Origin of the sequence: Dokdonella fugitiva (assembly GCF_004342425.1) — a bacterium.
Lineage (GTDB): Bacteria > Pseudomonadota > Gammaproteobacteria > Xanthomonadales > Rhodanobacteraceae > Dokdonella_A > Dokdonella_A fugitiva.
In genome coordinates this window covers 119,615-131,751 of record NZ_SLWQ01000009.1, presented here as the reverse complement: position 1 = coordinate 131,751, position 12,137 = coordinate 119,615, and the positions used below count along the sequence as shown (strand labels likewise).

Annotated in this window: 15 protein-coding genes and 1 riboswitch; of the genes, 8 read left to right on the top strand and 7 right to left on the bottom strand. The window is 70.3% G+C overall.

Annotation, left to right across the window (positions count from 1 at the left end; translation table 11 throughout):
- Positions 1–59: 59 nt before the first annotated feature.
- The 6 genes from EV148_RS15220 to rph all read right to left on the bottom strand — a co-directional run bounded on the left by EV148_RS15220 (position 60) and on the right by rph (position 5,546).
- A complete protein-coding gene (locus tag EV148_RS15220; RefSeq protein WP_131999704.1) occupies positions 60–1,889 on the bottom strand; it encodes a TonB-dependent receptor domain-containing protein in 1,830 nt (609 codons plus the stop codon).
- A 123-nt stretch (positions 1,890–2,012) separates the two neighbouring features.
- Positions 2,013–2,225, bottom strand: a riboswitch (cobalamin riboswitch).
- Between the two features lie 20 nt (positions 2,226–2,245).
- Entirely contained in the window at positions 2,246–2,434 is a 189-nt protein-coding gene (locus EV148_RS15215; RefSeq protein ID WP_131999703.1) for a CPXCG motif-containing cysteine-rich protein, read from the bottom strand.
- A 175-nt stretch (positions 2,435–2,609) separates the two neighbouring features.
- Complete coding sequence (gene hemW / locus EV148_RS15210; RefSeq protein ID WP_131999702.1) at positions 2,610–3,794, bottom strand: radical SAM family heme chaperone HemW; 1,185 nt, start codon at positions 3,792–3,794, stop codon at positions 2,610–2,612.
- A gap of 26 nt (positions 3,795–3,820) precedes the next feature.
- Positions 3,821–4,420, bottom strand: coding sequence for an RdgB/HAM1 family non-canonical purine NTP pyrophosphatase (rdgB, locus tag EV148_RS15205; RefSeq protein WP_131999701.1), 600 nt, complete (start codon positions 4,418–4,420; stop codon positions 3,821–3,823).
- Positions 4,411–4,803, bottom strand: a complete 393-nt coding sequence (locus tag EV148_RS15200; RefSeq protein WP_131999739.1) for a VOC family protein — start codon at positions 4,801–4,803, stop codon at positions 4,411–4,413. Before EV148_RS15200 ends, rdgB begins: the two co-directional genes overlap by 10 nt.
- Positions 4,803–5,546 carry a ribonuclease PH gene (gene rph, locus EV148_RS15195; protein ID WP_131999700.1) on the bottom strand — a complete coding sequence of 248 codons (744 nt, stop codon included), beginning with the start codon at positions 5,544–5,546 and terminating at the stop codon, positions 4,803–4,805. The genes EV148_RS15200 and rph overlap by 1 nt, the downstream gene beginning before the upstream one ends.
- Positions 5,547–5,616: 70 nt before the next feature.
- Between rph and EV148_RS15190 the strand changes: the two genes are divergently transcribed.
- From EV148_RS15190 to EV148_RS15160, 7 genes are all read left to right on the top strand, one after another.
- On the top strand, positions 5,617–6,480 hold the full coding sequence (locus tag EV148_RS15190) for a YicC/YloC family endoribonuclease (protein WP_131999699.1): 864 nt from the start codon (positions 5,617–5,619) through the stop codon (positions 6,478–6,480).
- A complete protein-coding gene (gene gmk, locus EV148_RS15185; RefSeq protein WP_131999698.1) occupies positions 6,477–7,094 on the top strand; it encodes a guanylate kinase in 618 nt (205 codons plus the stop codon). Before EV148_RS15190 ends, gmk begins: the two co-directional genes overlap by 4 nt.
- A 95-nt stretch (positions 7,095–7,189) precedes the next feature.
- Positions 7,190–8,032, top strand: coding sequence for an ABC transporter ATP-binding protein (locus EV148_RS15180; protein ID WP_131999697.1), 843 nt, complete (start codon positions 7,190–7,192; stop codon positions 8,030–8,032).
- On the top strand, positions 8,029–8,796 hold the full coding sequence (gene mlaE / locus EV148_RS15175; RefSeq protein ID WP_131999696.1) for a lipid asymmetry maintenance ABC transporter permease subunit MlaE: 768 nt from the start codon (positions 8,029–8,031) through the stop codon (positions 8,794–8,796). The genes EV148_RS15180 and mlaE overlap by 4 nt, the downstream gene beginning before the upstream one ends.
- Before the next feature lie 222 nt (positions 8,797–9,018).
- The gene (mlaD, locus tag EV148_RS15170) at positions 9,019–9,549 is read left to right on the top strand and encodes an outer membrane lipid asymmetry maintenance protein MlaD (protein WP_131999695.1); all 531 of its coding nucleotides are present in this window, start codon (positions 9,019–9,021) and stop codon (positions 9,547–9,549) included.
- Between the two features lie 34 nt (positions 9,550–9,583).
- Positions 9,584–10,231, top strand: a complete 648-nt coding sequence (locus EV148_RS15165) for an MlaC/ttg2D family ABC transporter substrate-binding protein (protein WP_425479878.1) — start codon at positions 9,584–9,586, stop codon at positions 10,229–10,231.
- The gene (locus tag EV148_RS15160) at positions 10,228–10,548 is read left to right on the top strand and encodes an STAS domain-containing protein (protein ID WP_131999693.1); all 321 of its coding nucleotides are present in this window, start codon (positions 10,228–10,230) and stop codon (positions 10,546–10,548) included. Before EV148_RS15165 ends, EV148_RS15160 begins: the two co-directional genes overlap by 4 nt.
- Before the next feature lie 240 nt (positions 10,549–10,788).
- On the opposite strand, the gene EV148_RS15155 is transcribed toward EV148_RS15160, so the two are convergent.
- Entirely contained in the window at positions 10,789–11,607 is an 819-nt protein-coding gene (locus EV148_RS15155) for an MlaA family lipoprotein (RefSeq protein WP_131999692.1), read from the bottom strand.
- A gap of 217 nt (positions 11,608–11,824) precedes the next feature.
- On the opposite strand from EV148_RS15155, the gene rpoZ reads away from it, so the two are divergent.
- On the top strand, positions 11,825–12,118 hold the full coding sequence (rpoZ, locus tag EV148_RS15150; protein ID WP_131999691.1) for a DNA-directed RNA polymerase subunit omega: 294 nt from the start codon (positions 11,825–11,827) through the stop codon (positions 12,116–12,118).
- Positions 12,119–12,137: the final 19 nt, after the last annotated feature.

Genomic DNA, 12,137 nt, shown 5'->3' with positions numbered 1-12,137 from the left:
CGCGCCGGCGTCGCGGGCATTCTGGCACGGCGTGCGCGTGGACGCACAGGGGCGGTTCGTCAGCGCTTGGGCTGCCAGGTGACCTCGAGCCACGCGGAGCGACCGGCCGTGCCGTAGCCGTGCACGAGCTCGTAGTCGCGATCGGTCACGTTCTCGGCGCGCGCGCCGAGCGTCCAGGCATCGTCGAGCGCGTAGCGCGCGCGCAGGTTGAGCAGCGCGTATGACGGCAGCTCGAGGCCGCCGATGTCCTCGCGCCGGCTCGCGTACTGGACTTCCGCGCCGGCGCTGAAGCGCGCGCCGAATGCGCGCTCGACGATCGCCGACGCCTTGTTGCGCGCGCGGCGCAGCAGGCGGGCGCCGGTGTCGCCGTCGCGCGCGTCCTCCCACGTCCAGGTCGCGCGCGCCGACCAGTCGGCGAAACCGGCATCCCAGGCCAGCTCGACGCCGTCGATCTTCGCGTGGGCGATGTTGATCGCCTGGTTCTGCGGGCCGGTGAAGCTGATGAGGTCGTCGACGCGGTTGGCGTACAGGTTGGCCTTGAGGCGCTGGTTCGCCGACGGCGTGAACTCGAGGCCGAGTTCGCTGCTGTGCGAGCGCTCGGGGTCGAGCTCGGGATTGCCCGCGTAGTAGCCGCCGTAGCCGGGATCGTACAGCTCGTTCATGGTCGGGCTGCGGAAGCCCTGGGCGAAGCTCGCGTACGCGCGCAGCGCGTCGTTCGCGCGCCAGCCGAAGGCGACCGAGCCGGTCGTCGCGCCGCCGAAATCGTCGTCGTGGTCGTGGCGCGCCGACAGTTCCGCGTCGAACGCGCCGAACGCGGCGCGCCAACCCCCGAACACCGCGCTGCCGTTGCGGCTCTCGTCATAGCGCGTCGTGCCCGCGAAGGTGTCGCGCGTCTCGCCTTCGTCGTGGATGAAGTCCACGCCGGCGACGAGGCGCTGCGATTCGTCGAGGTGGAATTCGTTCTGCCAGAGCAGGCTCGAGCGCCGCGTGCGGTACGCCGTGCCGTAGGTCGGCGTGGCGAGGTCTTCGCGCATGTGGCCGAGCGCGAGCGCGTGGCTCCAGCCGGTGGCGAGTTCGCCCGAGAGGTTGACGCCCTCGGTCTGCTCGATGATGTCGGTGTAGCCCTGGTCGAACTGCGACTGCCCCTGGCTGCGATACAGCGATGCCGACAGCAGCTGGCTGCCGAACCGGTGCGCGCCGCGCAGCACGAGATTGCTGTTGCGGTAACCGTCGTCGTCGGGGTCGTAGCTGCAGTACGGGTCGTCCGGGCCATTGCAGATGGCGGGCGTCGTCGCCGAGAAGCCGCCGACGTGGCGGGTGCCGACCTGCACGCTGTAGCCGTTCGCGCCGTCCCACCGGCCGATGCCGGCGCTGGCGTCGGCGTCGCGGTAGCTGCCGTAGGACAACGCGACGCGCGGGCCGTCGAGCTTGCGCGTGAAGATCTGGATCACGCCGCCCAGCGCGTCGGAGCCCCAGTAGCTCGCGCGCGGCCCGCGCACGATCTCGATGCGCTCGATCGCGTCGAGCGGCAGTTGTTCGAACGCGAACGCACCGGTCGTGGCGGCCGCCGCGCGCACGCCGTCGATGAGCACGAGCACCTGGTTCGAATTGCTGCCGCGCAGGAAAAGCGAGGTCTGCTGGCCGGCGCCGCCGGTGCGGTACAGGTCCACGCCGGCCTCGAGGCGCAGCAGATCGTAGACGTCGCGCGCGCCGCTCGCGTCGATGTCCTGGCGCGTGACGATGCTGACGTCGGCGAGGGTCTGGTCGACGGTTTCGGCGACGCGCGAGGCGGTCACCTGCACGGTCGGTTGCAGTTCGGCTTCGTCCGCGCGCGCGGACGCGCACAGCGCGGCATACACCGCGATCGAAAGGACGGAAAGACGGTACATGGAGTTCTCCTTCGCACACCCGCGTGACCAGGGTCGCGCGAGGGTGGACGCATGGACGTCCAGACGTCCATGCCCGTCCGTTGCCCGCCGCAACGCCTGGAGCCAGGCGCCTCCGCTCCGCGCGGAGGCGCAAAACCCCTGGCCGGTCTCCGGGCTCGCGAGTGATGCGTCGACGTCGGACGCATCGCCCCGGTCGCCTTCCCGTCGCGACGCGACAGTGGCATGAGACCGGGGCGTGGCTCGCTTACCGTTGCGGGGGCAGCGCCGGCTTCGCACCGGCTTCCCGTTTCACCCTGCGCGCGGAACGGGCAGGGCACCTGAGGCGGCGCGCAGTGTAGTCGCGCGCCCGGGACGGTTCAATCACGATCGGTCGCGGTACCGACGTGGAGCAGCTCGCCGTCGTCGCCGACCTCGAGCGCGACCTCGATCGGCCGGCAGCAGACCGCGCAGTCCTCGACGTAGCGCTGCGAGCCGGCCGACGTGTCGGCTTGCGTTTCGAAGGCTTCGCCGCAGTAGGGGCAGTGGAGGGTGATGGGTTCGAGCATGGGTGCGCCGGGGGCTGATGGTCCGGGCAGGGCTGAGGGCCTGGGGCTCTGGAGAGTGCGCTCTCCGCGCGGAATGACTGCTGACGCAATGGACCTGGCGCGCAATGGCGGAAGACATCGCGGCTTGCGCCGCTGCCACGGCGACAGCCCTCGCCCCGCTTCCCGGCCCGAGCCCTCAGCCCTCGGCCCTCGGCCCTTCCGGCAAGAACGAACCAATCACATCGTTGAGGAACCGCCGACCCAGGGCCGTCGCGGCGAGTCGTGCCGGATCCTCGACCATCCAGCCGCGCTGGCGGGCGCGGGCGAGCGGCGCGGCGATCGTGGCGGTCGCAAGCCCGGTGCGTTCGCCGAACAGCGGCGCGTCGACGCCTTCCTCGAGGCGCAGCGCGTTCATCATGAACTCGAACGGCAGGTCGATCGCGGCGACGTCGGCCTGCGTGCCGAAGGATTCGCGCCGCGCGGCGCGATCGAGATAGCTGCGCGGCAGCTTCACCTTGGTCGTGCGCACGATGCGCCCTTGCGCGGCGTCGCTGAGCTTGCCGTGAGCGCCGGCGCCGATGCCGAGGTAGTCACCGAAGCGCCAGTAGTTGAGGTTGTGCTTCGCGCGGCGGCCGGCGCGCGCGTAGGCGGACACTTCGTACTGCGCGAAGCCTGCATCGGCGAGCGCGACCTGACACGCCTCCTGCATGTCCCAGGCGCCGTCCTCGTCGGGCAGCGGCGGCGGCTTCGCCGCGAACAGCGTGTTCGGCTCGAGCGTGAGCTGGTAATGCGACACGTGCGTGGGCTCGAGCGCGAGCGCACGCTCGACGTCGTCGAGCGCGCCGCCGAGCGTCTGCTCCGGCAGCGCGTACATGAGATCCAGGTTGATGTCCGCGTAGCCCGCGTCCTGCGCCTGCCTGACCGCGCGCTCGGCGTCGCCGGCGGAATGGATGCGACCGAGCCGGCGCAGCTTGTCGTCGTCGAAGCTCTGCACGCCGAGGCTGAGGCGGTTCACGCCGGCGGCGAGATAGCCGTCGAAACGGCCGTGTTCGACCGTGCCGGGGTTGGTCTCGAGCGTGACCTCGGCATCCCGCGGCAGCTCGAGCCGCGCGGCGACGCCGTCGAGCACGCGCGCGATCGCCTCCGGCGGGAACAGGCTCGGCGTGCCGCCGCCGAAGAACACGCTGTGCAGCGGCCGCCGCGCGAGGGCCGCGCCGAACGCGGCGAGGTCGCGATCGAGGTCGGCGAGCAGCGCGCGCACGTACTCCTCGACCGGCAGGGCGCCTGCCTGCGCGTGCGAGTTGAAGTCGCAGTAGGGGCATTTGCGCACGCACCACGGGATGTGCACGTACAGCGACAGCGGCGGCGCGATCAGCGGCATGCGTGCATTGTAGGACGCGCGCGCTCTCAGCCGCGCAGGAGCTCGCGCAACGTGGCGAGCGCGAGGCCGCGGTGGCTGGCGCGGTTCTTCGTCGCCGGATCGAGTTCGGCGGCGGCGGCGCCGAGCGCCGGATCGAAGAACACCGGGTCGTAGCCGAAGCCGCCGGTACCGCGTGGCGCATGCAGGATGCGCCCGTGCCAGCGGCCTTCGGCGACCAGCGGCGCCGGGTCGTCGGCCGAGCGCAACAGCACGATCGTGCAGTGGAAATGCGCCGTGCGCTGCTCGTCCGGCACGTCGCGCAGCGCGTCGAGCAGCTTGGCGATGTTCGCCGCGGCGTCGCCGTGCGTACCGGCGTAGCGCGCCGAGTAGAGGCCGGGCGCGCCGCCGAGTGCGTCGACGCACAGGCCCGAATCGTCGCCGAGGGCGGGCAGCCCGGACGCTAGCGTGGCATTCCGCGCCTTCAGCAGCGCGTTCTCGACGAACGTGGTCGCGGTCTCGTCGGCGTCGGCGATGCCGAGGTCGGATTGCGCGACGAGTTCGAGGCCGAGGCCGCCGAGGATCTCGCGCATTTCGACCAGCTTGCCGCGATTGCCGCTGGCGAGCACGAGCCTGGTGTTCACGCGCATGGCCCGATCAGGTCCCAGCGGTTGCCGTAGAGGTCGCTGAACACGACCACGGTGCCGTACGCCTCGTGGCGCGGCGGCCCGTCGAAACGCGCGCCGGCGGCGGCCAGGCGCGCGTGGTCGCGTGCGAAGTCGTCGCTGTGAAGGAACCAGCCGACGCGACCACCGTGCTGGTCGCCGACCGCGGCGAGCTGGCGTTCGTTCGCGGCCCTGGCGAGCAGCAGCGTGAACGCGGCGTCGCCGGCGGGCGCGATGCGCACCCAGCGCTTGCCGCCGCCGAGGTCGGTGTCCTCGACGAGCACGAAGCCGAGCGCGTCCGCGTACCAGGCGATGGCTTCGTCGTAGTCGCGCACGAGCAGCGCGACCTGCGCGACCCGGCGATGCATCATCCGCGCGCCAGCGCCTCGCGCTGCAGGGCGCACAGTTCGGCGATGCCCTTGGCAGCGAGCGCGAGCAGCGCATCGAGCTCCTCGCGGCGGAACGCGTGGCCTTCGGCGGTGCCCTGCAGTTCGATGAATCCGCCGCCGTCGTTCATGACGACGTTCATGTCGGTGTCGCAGGCGGAATCCTCGGCATAGTCGAGGTCGAGCACGGGCGTGCCGCCGACGATGCCGACCGACACCGCGGCGACCGCGCCGAACAGCGGGTCGCGCTTGAGCAGGTGGCGCGCCTTGAGCCAGCCGATCGCGTCGGCAAGCGCGACGTAGGCGCCGGTGATCGCGGCGGTACGGGTGCCGCCGTCGGCCTGCAGCACGTCGCAGTCGAGCGTGATCGTGCGTTCGCCCAGCGCCTGGCGATCGACGCACGCGCGCAGGCTGCGGCCGATCAGGCGCTGGATCTCCATCGTGCGGCCGCCCTGGCCACCGCGCGCGGCCTCGCGCTGCGTACGCTGGCCGGTCGCGCGCGGCAGCATGCCGTACTCGGCCGTGACCCAGCCCTCGCCCTTGCCGCGCAGGAAGGGCGGCGCCTTCTCCTCGATGCTCGCCGTGCACAGCACGCGCGTGTCGCCGAACGCGACCAGCACCGAGCCCTCGGCATGGCGTGTGTAGTGCCGCTCGATGACCACCGGGCGCAGCTGGTCGGGAGCGCGGCCGGACGGGCGCGTGGAACTCGGGGCGGAAGCCGTCATGCGGGGGCGCTTTGGCAATTGGGCCGTGGAGTTTACCATTGCGCCCCTTTCATACCTGCGGATTCCGCCGATGCTGCGTAGCATGACCGCCTTTGCCAGTGCCGAGGCCGACACCGGCCAGGGCTCGCTGGCGATCGAGCTGCGCTCGGTCAACCACCGTTACCTGGAGCTCGGCCTGCGCCTGCCGGAGGAACTGCGCGCGCTGGAACCGGCCGTGCGCGAGCGCGTCGCCGCCCGGCTCGCCCGCGGCAAGGTCGACCTCGGCCTGCGCTGGAAGCCCGCGGCGGCGAGCGCGGCCGAGATCGCGGTCGACGAGGCACTCGTCGCGCGGCTGGCCGACACGGCGCAGATGCTCGCGGCGAAGTTCCCGCAGTTGAACGTCGATTTCGCCTCGCTGCTCGGCTGGCCGGGCGTGCTGCTCGACCGCGGTACCGACCAGGAATCGCTGCGCCAGGCCGCGCTGCGCCTGCTCGACGCCGCGCTCGACGAGATGGTCGCGGCGCGCGGTCGCGAAGGCGAGCGCCTCGGCGGCTTCCTGCGCGAACGCCTCGACGCGATCGAGCGCATCGTCGCCGACGTGCGCGCGCACATGCCCGAGGTGCGCAACGCGCTGCGTGCGCGTTTCGACTCGCGCCTCGCCGAGCTCAAGCTGCCGCTCGAACCGGGGCGCATTGAACAGGAAGTCGTGCTGCAGATGCAGCGCATCGACGTCGATGAGGAACTGGACCGGCTCACCGCGCACATCGCCGAGGCGCGCCGCGTGTTCGGGCTCAAGGAAGCGGTCGGCCGGCGCCTCGACTTCCTCATGCAGGAATTCAACCGCGAAGCGAACACGCTCGGCTCGAAGGCCGCCGACCCGCGCACGACCAATGCCGCGGTCGAGCTCAAGGTGCTGATCGAGCAGATGCGCGAACAGGTGCAGAACCTCGAATGAGTGGCTGCCTGTACATCGTCGCCGCGCCATCGGGTGCCGGCAAGTCGAGCCTGGTCAACGCGTTGCTCGAGCGCGAGCCGGGCATCGCCCTGTCGATCTCGCACACGACGCGGCCGCCGCGCCCGAATGATCGCGACGGCGAGCACTACCACTTCGTCAACCGCGGCGTGTTCGAGAAGATGGTCGCCGACGGCCTGTTCCTCGAGCATGCGGAAGTGTTCGGCAACTGCTATGGCACGTCGCGCGCCGCGGTCGAGCCGCTGCTCGCGCAGGGGCGCGACGTGCTGCTGGAGATCGACTGGCAGGGCGCGCGCCAGGTGCGCGCGGCGATGCCGGGCTGTGTGAGCGTGTTCATCCTGCCGCCGTCGCGCGCGGAACTCGAGCGTCGCCTGCGCAGCCGCGGCTCGGACGACGCGCCGACGATCGCCCGGCGCCTGGCCGAGTCGCGCGAGGAGGTCGCCCATGCCGGCGACTTCGACTACATCGTCGTCAACGACCAGTTCGGCGACGCGCTCGCCGACCTGCGCGCGATCGTCGCGTGCCAGCGCCTGCGCCGCGAGGCGCAGGCCGTGCGCCAGGCGGCGCTCATCGCCGACCTGCTGAAGGCCGATTGAATGCGTGGCGGCGCCGGCTGCGCGGCGACCGCGTCTTCGGCTAAGGTAGCGCGCCGCGCGCCTTCGCCCGCGCGCCGAACCCGGATTACACCCACGTGAATACCGCCGCCGCCAGCGCCGCCGATGCCGCCCTCGTCGAGGTGCGCGGCCTGCGCACGGTGCTGTCGGGCAAGACGATCTTCGACGGGCTCGAGCTCGACGTGCCGCGCGGCAGGATCACCGCGATCATGGGCCCGAGCGGCACCGGCAAGACGACCCTGCTGCGCCACATCACCGGCCAGCTCGCGCCCGATGCCGGCACGATCCGCGTCGATGGCCAGGACGTGCCACGCCTCGGGCGGGCGCAGCTGTTCGCGTTGCGCGAGAAGATCGGCTACCTGTTCCAGAACTCGGCGCTGCTGACCGATTTCAGCGTGTTCGAGAACGTCGCGTTCCCGCTGCGCCAGCACCTGGACTTGCCGGAAGAACTCGTGCGCAACATCGTGCTGACCAAGCTGCAGGCGGTCGGCCTGCGCGGCGCCGCCGGCCTGATGCCGAGCGAGCTGTCCGGTGGCATGGCGCGCCGCGTCGCGCTCGCGCGCGCGATCGTGCGCGACCCGATGCTGATCCTCTACGACGAGCCGTTCGTCGGCCTGGACCCGATCGCTCTGAACCAGGTGCTTAAGCTGATCCGCACGCTCAACGACACGCTCGGCATCACGAGCATCCTCGTCGCGCACGAGTTCGCCGCGGTCGCGCGCGCGGCCGACCTCGTCTATCTCATCGCCGGCGGCAAGGTCGTGGCGCGCGGCACGCCGGCGGAACTCACGCGCGGCGAATCGCCGTGGACGCGGCAGTTCTTCGGCGGTGAAGCGGACGGCCCGGTGCCGTTCCAGTATCCCGCGCGCGAGCTCGCGCTCGATCTCGGCTTCGCCGCGCCCGCGGGCGGTGACGCATGAGCGCCGCGCGCAAGCCGTCGATGCTCGGTGATTCGCTCGCCCAGGTCGGCGCGTGCGGGCTGTTCCTGCTGCAGGTGCTCGGCACGCTGCCGCGCAGCGTGCGCCATTTCGGCGAAACGGTGCGCCAGGTCTGGTTCGTCGGCGCGATGAGCCTCGTCATCATCATGACCTGCGGCCTGTTCGTTGGCGCCGTGCTCGGCCTGCAGCTCTACGACGTGCTGTCGCGCTTCGGCAGCGCGGCGATGAGCGGCACGGTGGTCGCGCTCGCGCTGTACCGCGAGCTCGGCCCGGTCGTCACCGCGCTGCTCTTCGCCGGGCGCGCCGGCACCTCGATCACCGCGGAAATCGGCCTCATGCGCGCGACCGACCAGCTCGCCGCGATGGAGATGATGGCGGTCGATCCGCTCGCCTACGTGGTCGCGCCGCGCTTCCTCGCCGGCATCGTCGCGGTGCCGCTGCTGGTGTGCGTGTTCAACGCGCTGGCGATCCTCGGCGCGCACGTCGTCTGCGTGAGCTGGCTCGGCCTCGACAACGGCACGTTCTGGTCGAACATGACCGCGGCGGTGGACGTGCACACCGACGTGCTCAACGGCGTCTGGAAGGCGGTCGCGTTCGGCGCCGTGTGCACGCTGATCGCGACGTTCAACGGCTACACCACCGCGCCGACCAGCGAAGGCGTCGCCTACGCGACCACGCGCACGGTCGTGCTCTCGTCGATCACCGTGCTCGCGCTCGATTTCGTCATGACCGCGTTCCTGATGTGAGCGCGAACGTGCAAGCGAAAGATTGAAACACGAAGGACACGAAGGACACGAAGGACGGAGCAGATTTTTCTTCGGCGACGCTGCGCTCGGCGAGGCGGCGAGTCGGCGGAGCCGCGGCACGAGGCATCGAAGGAGGAGTCCTGTTTTCCTTCGTGTCCTTCGCGTCCTTCGTGTCGAATGCTTTGGCTTTGGCTTTCGGGCCCCGAGTTCCGGACAACCACCATGACCCAGCAACGACGTTCGTACCAGATCGGCACCGGCCTGTTCATCCTGCTCGGCTTCGCCGCGCTCGCCTACCTCGCGACGCAGACGACGTCGGTGGCGAACTTCAGCCAGGGCGAGAGCTACGCGCTCAAGGCGCGTTTCACCAACATCGGCCAGCTCAAGCTGCGCGCACCGGTGAAGCTCGCCGGCGTGCGCATCGGCTCGGTCGAGTCGATCACGCTCGATCCGGCCAAGCTCGATGCGATCGTGCGCATCTCGGTCGACAAGCAGTACGCGGAGATCCCGGACGATTCGGCGGCCGCGATATTCACCAGCGGTTTACTGGGTGACCAGTACGTTGGCATCCAGCCGGGCGGCTCGCCCGACATGATGAAGGACGGCGACGAATTCGTGCTGACGCAATCGTCGATGCAGCTCGAAGACCTGATCGGCAAGTTCCTCGTCAGCGGATCGCCGCAGAAGCCCGCCAACGGCCAGGACGCCCCGGCCGACGACAAGAGCGGCAGCGCGCAGCCGCCCAAGCCCTGACATGTCCCGCATCCACTCCAGGAGCCACACCATGTTGCTACGCACGCTCGGCCTCGCTTTCGCCTGCCTGCTCGGCGTCGCCGCGGTTTCGCCCGCGCGCGCCGACGCGCCGACGCCGGACGCGGTCGTGCAGGGCATCGCCGACGACCTCGGCAAGGCGATCGAAGGCCACCAGGCCGAACTCAAGAACGACCACGAGAAGCTGATCAAGGTCATCGACGGCATCCTGCTGCCACGCTTCGACATCGACTACGCGTCGATCCTCGTGCTCGGCCAGTACGCGCGCAGTTCGACGCCGGAGCAGCGCTCGCGCTTCGCCAAGGCGTTCTACAACTCGATCGCGCACCGCTACGCGGAAGGCCTGCTCAACTACACGCGCGGCCGCGTGCGCGTGCTGCCGACCAAGGGCGAGCTCAGCGACAAGCGCTCGATCGTGCGCACCGAGGTCGTGCTCGACGACGGCAAGACGCTCGCGGTCGACTACGCGTTCCGCAAGACCAAGGAAGGCGAGTGGAAGGCCTACGACGTGATCATCGAAGGCATCTCCTACATCACCAACTATCGCAACCAGGTCGGCGCGGAGATCCAGAAGTCGAGCCTCGACGCACTCATCGCGCGCCTCGAGACGCAGGGCGAGAAGGTGCTCGAGTCGATGGAAAAGGACCAGAAGGGCGGCGGATGAGCGAGGTCGGCACGCGCATCGAACGCGTCGACGCCGGACGCGTGCGGCTCGGCGGCCGCCTCGGTTTCCATGAAGCCGCGGCCATGGCCGGGCGCTGGCGGGACTTCGCCGCGGACGGCGGCGAGATCGAACTCGACATTTCCGGCCTGCAGCAGGTCGACAGCGCGACGCTCGCGGTGCTGCTCGACTGGGCCGCGCGCCTGCGCCGCGCGGGCGGACGCCTGCGCCTCAGGGGCGTGCCGGCCGGGCTCGTCGCGCTCGCGCACCTCAGCGACACGGAAGGTCTGCTCGGCCTCGAGCCTTCCCGCGGGGCTTGAAAGCCACCGCGCGCCGCGAGTGCTCTCCCTCGCACGATGGACGCCTGGCGTTCCTGCGGGAGTCCGTGGGCACCGCAGCGTCATCGTGCCGGGGCGCGACGGTCGCGCGCAGGGTGCGCTCTCACAGGTGGCAGGCGGCCCAAGGCCGAAGGCCGGGGCCGCCGCGTGCGAAGACCCGGGGTGCCAAGGCGGATCCGCCGCCGCGCGGCTTGATCCGCCCTACGGCCCGACGGCCGGCGCTTACGGCGAGTTGCCGCCGCCGTTCTTCTTCTCGTACTGCTGCTGTTCCTCGAGCAGCTGGTCGACATCGATGTCGCCCGTGCCCTGCATCTGCTCGATCACCTCGGCCGGCGGCTGGCCGTCGTAGATGTCGTAGAGGCGACGCTGGCGATAGGCATCGCGGTAGAACACGTACGGGTCGTACACGCCCTCGAGCAGGCCTTCGGCCTCGATGCCGCGCGAACGCAGGGTGACGAGGTACATGAGGCTCGGAAACTGCTCGGCGTGGAACTTCAGGTCGCGATGGTCGGCGTACCAGCCGAGCGGATCGGCGTAATGGTCCGCCGGCAGGCGCCAGACGTCGCGGGCCGAAGTCGAACCGATCAGCGGCAACACGAGGTAGGGGCCCTCGGGCAGGCCCCACTTGGCGAGCGTCACGCCGAAGTCGGTCTCCTGCGGCGGCAGGCGCATCTCGCTGGCCGGATCGAACAGGCCGACGAAGCCGAGCGTCGTGTTGATCGCGAAGCGGCCGGTGTTGCGCAGCGCGAGCTTCGGTTCGACCTGCAGCAGGTCGTTGACGATCGTGATCGGCATGCGGATGTTGGCGAAGAAATTCGCGATCACGCGCCGCATGTTCGCGCTGGTGACCTTGCGGTAGGCCATCGCGGTCGGGCGGATCACCGCCTTGTCGGCCGCGTCGTTGAACGCGTACATCTTGCGGTTGAAGCCCTCCCAGGGATCGTCGGTGCGCGGCTTGGCGATCGTGCAGCCGGCGAGGAGAGCGACGCACAAGGCCATCAGGCCCGCACGCAGGTGGGCAGCGGTCGGAGTCGGGGACATCACGGGTCTCTTGGGTGCGGACGCAACGCTCCGCAACACGTGGGTATTCCTTTCCACGATGCAAGGCTACGCGAATTCGCCGCGCCGATGCACCCGCCCCGCCGTAGGGCGGTTCCCGGCGCGTTCAGCGGGAGATTGCGCCGCAGCAATCCGTGGCGCTAGAATGACCGATCGTAAAGTCATGAATTGGCTTCAAAAATTTCAGCGGAGAACAGGAATGGCACGGATCACCGTGGAAGATTGCCTCGAGGTGGTCGACAACCGCTTCGAGCTCGTTCTGATGGCGACGCGGCGCGCGCGCCAGCTCGCGAAGGGCGCGACGGCGGCCGTCGATGGCCACAACGACAAGCCGACCGTGCTCGCGCTGCGCGAGATCGCCGATCGCAAGGTCGATCACGCCATGATCGACGAGATCGACAAGCAGGAACGCGAGCGCAAGGAACGCGAGGCACTCGAATGGGCCGCGGCCGAGGTCGACGACGACCTCAGCAAGGGCGGCGACGACCTCTGATGGACCCTGCCCGCCGACG